Here is a 2,089-nt window from a genome sequence, read left to right as displayed (position 1 = left end):
GCCGAGCAGGTCCAGCCGTGCTGGTCGGCACAGTAATGTTCGGCACCGATGAGCTGGACGGGCTGATTATATTCCAGGGCGATGCCCGGCGCATTAGTCCCTACCTGATCGTTGCGCCACACCGAGCCCCGGCGGAAGAGGATATTTTCTGAACGGGCCAGGATGGCATCATCGCCGATGGTAGACAGGACATAGCCTTCTTCATCGGTCAGTGCCAGCAGGAAATGGGAATCGCGGATGATTTCATGGACGGACTGCATGATGGGACCAGCCGTCTGCAGAAGGAGACGGCTGCGCTGCAGGATCTGCTGCCATTTCCCCGGATCGGCGGTCGTACTGCTGCGCCGCCAGGGATCGACACCGCGGCACCGGCATTCCTGCCATGACCGGGCGACAAGAGGCGGCAGGCGCGGGTCCAGAGTCCCGTCTTCCATGAACCGCTGCCAGATTCGTTTCCGTTGTTCATTATCCATACAGCCTTACCTCCCAGTAAAAAAATAACTCCTGCCTATAAGAGTACCATGACAGGAGTCATTTTTCTATGGGTTTACCATTCTTTTGTAACGATAGCTCTGACCGGGCAGACTTGCGCACACAGGAAGCAGCCGGCGCAGTCGTATATCAGGTAATGCTATGTACATTTCAAGTATATGAAACAGTTATGCCAAAATATAAAACCGACACAATCGGGAGTAGTATCCTCTTTCTGGTTTGTATTCCCGCCGCTCCATACCATAATATGTAAAATTTTTTTGCTCTCTTTGACAAAAAAGCGGCCAGCAGGCCTCTGACAGGCATTCTGCTGGCCGTCCTATCTAAATGGACAAATTATAAGGTCACATCAACAGACGGGTGGTCTTTGGTGACGACGCCGCTTACGACAGGGCATCCGAAGACGTTTTTCAGGATGTCCGACAGTTCGGCGATGACCGCATCAACCCGGTCTTTATTGAAATCGACGAATCCGTCGATAGGGAAGAACACATAGCTCGTATCAGCCGTGATTTTTCCGTGCTCGCTCTGGCGCCAGGTCCAGCGGCGCGTGCGGACTTCATGGCCGACGGCGTAGACGACTTCGTCTTCACCGGGCGCTTCTTCTTCCGTTTCCCCGAAAGGCAGGAAATGGTCGCCTTCCCGGGCGTAACGCATTTCCATATCTTCCGGCGACCGGCCCAGGTCATGGGTCCCCATGGGGATGGTATACTTCAATGACAGGGCATTGTTCAGGTCCACCAGCGGATTGATATGGGGCATCCCCTTGCCTTTGCTGATGCGGTTGAACATGGCTTCGACAGAGCAGGGGAAGCGGTTTGGGTTGAGGCCCAGCGTGCGGAACGCTTCACGATAGGGCACGATGTCCGGCGATGTCTTGACTTTGACACCGTCGAATTTCTGCTGTGCTGCAGCGATGGATTCGTCCAGCATGGCTTCGATCTGCGGATAGGATTTGCTGTTATCTACGCCTTTAACGGCGACGACACCGATATATAAATCAGGTACGTTTTCAAAAATGCGGTCTTCTACGATAAATTTCATTTCTTGTTACTGTTCCTCCAGATTTTCTGTTGTTCTGCGGCTTTGATGAGTTCGTCCCGGAAATCGGGATGAGCGATACCGATCAGTTTTTCTGCCCGTTGCCACGTCGTAAGTCCGGCCAGATTGACCGCCCCGTATTCGGTGACGATGTACATGGTCTGTGCCCGCGGCGTCGTGATGATGTCACCGCCGGTAAAGCGTGGTACGATATTGGAATGACGGACGCCTTTCTTGTCCACCCGGCTCGACGCCATGGCCAGGAAGGTCCGGCCGTGTTCTGCCGTATAGGCACCGGTGACGAAATCAAGCTGGCCGCCGGTCCCACTGATCTGCCGCGTCCCCGCCGATTCGGAGCTGACCTGGCCGTAGAGGTCGCAGGCAATGCAGCCATTGATGGAAACGAAATGGTCCAGCTGACGGATCGTTTCCGGGTCGTTGACATAATGCATGGGCGCCGACAGAATGTCAATATTGTGGTCGAGGAACTCATAGAGCTCCTTCGATCCGCTGCAGATGGAAAATACGCCCTTTCCCTTCTGCAGGGTCTTACGCT

The 2,089-nt window shown here is 54.3% G+C and carries 2 protein-coding genes and 1 pseudogene; all 3 read right to left on the bottom strand.

Going from position 1 to position 2,089, the window contains the following annotated elements:
* Positions 1 to 473, bottom strand: a pseudogene (locus tag DBO31_RS06155) (hypothetical protein); the annotation flags it as partial.
* 355 nt (positions 474 to 828) lie between these two features.
* Positions 829 to 1,536 (bottom strand): B3/4 domain-containing protein, encoded by a 708-nt coding sequence (locus DBO31_RS06150; RefSeq protein WP_059076282.1) that lies wholly within the window; start codon positions 1,534 to 1,536, stop codon positions 829 to 831.
* On the bottom strand, positions 1,533 to 2,089 hold a 557-nt coding region (locus tag DBO31_RS06145; protein ID WP_304466345.1), incomplete at its 5' end, for an acetyl-CoA hydrolase/transferase C-terminal domain-containing protein. The genes DBO31_RS06145 and DBO31_RS06150, both read right to left, overlap by 4 nt.

This window comes from Megasphaera sp. DJF_B143 (assembly GCF_900320625.1).
Lineage (GTDB): Bacteria > Bacillota > Negativicutes > Veillonellales > Megasphaeraceae > Megasphaera > Megasphaera hexanoica.
Note: the sequence above shows the minus strand (reverse complement) of the source record. Positions and strands in the feature narration are given on the sequence as shown.